We start from the raw sequence: 1,179 nt of genomic DNA, 5'->3' as shown, positions 1-1,179 counted from the left end.
ATTCTAGATATTTTATCATAAAAATTATATCTAGATGTTCTAGTCACTAGAGTTAGAACATGAGGGATTTTTGAATTTTCAATGAAAATAATTTCATTTATATCAATAAAATAAATACTAGTGTTAATTGAAAACCTAAATACTGATTTAGAACGTCTTTTTTTTTCTACAATTGAATTATAACAGTATTTAAGACTACTTATAACTTCATCTTGAAGATTATCTATTTCCTGCAATTTATTAATATAATCAACAGCTTCAATTTTGTTTTTCAAAGTTAAAGTAGCATAATTGTTGTAACTTGAAATGAAAATAATTTTAGCATAAACATCATTTTGTTTGATTTTTAATGCTACATCAATTCCATTCATATCTTGTTTAAAGTCCATATCTAAAAAATAAACACCAGAGTTTATTTCATGACTATCTATATATTCTAAAAAATTTGGTAAAGATGTGGTTGCTTTTTCAATAATGAATTGTCCTTCATGAAATAAGATATAATGTTCTATTATTATTTTGATTTTATTCAGATGATTAACATCATCATCACAGATGAAAACTGAATATGCCATAAATACTCCCTCCCATTATAAATTTATATTGATTACTAAAATCACTTTAAATGTTGTGTCATTATCATTGATTTCATAATTAACGTTAATATATTTGTTTTTTTCAACTATGTTTTCAATTATCGTTAACCCTAACCCTTTATGATTGTTTTTTGTAGAAAATCCAAGTTCCATTAATTTGTGAATAGAGATTTTTTCCTTATTCATAAAATTATTTTCAATAATGAATTCTAAATAACCATTACTTGAATATATATATATATTGATGAAACCGTTATTCAACTTCTCTGTTTCTTCAATAGCATTGTCGATTAGAATGCCTATGATCCTAACTAAATCTAAATTATGAACTTTTTTTATTTCTTCCACTTGTTGTAAGCATTCAAAATGCAATTTTATATTTTTATTCATTATAACTTCAATTTTACTCAGAAATAAATTTTTTAAGTATAGATTTTTTATGTTTTTTAAATAATTAGTATCAAATTTATTTCTTGAAAAGGGTATATTTTTTGTGTAATTACTTAGATAAAGTAATTCTTTTTTAAAATTCTTTACTTTTTCATTTTCTTCGACTTCATTTATGCTAATGATTATATTATTC

At 22.1% G+C, this 1,179-nt stretch carries 2 protein-coding genes; both read right to left on the bottom strand.

The window, feature by feature from the left end:
• A partial coding sequence (locus tag CD111_RS12325) for a response regulator (protein ID WP_103268523.1) occupies window positions 1-575 on the bottom strand: 575 nt, incomplete at its 3' end.
• 15 nt (window positions 576-590) lie between these two features.
• A partial coding sequence (locus CD111_RS12320) for a GHKL domain-containing protein (protein WP_142380973.1) occupies window positions 591-1,179 on the bottom strand: 589 nt, incomplete at its 5' end.

Source organism: Mammaliicoccus stepanovicii, from assembly GCF_002902525.1.
GTDB lineage: Bacteria > Bacillota > Bacilli > Staphylococcales > Staphylococcaceae > Mammaliicoccus > Mammaliicoccus stepanovicii.
This window is presented reverse-complemented; position numbering and strand designations above follow the sequence as displayed.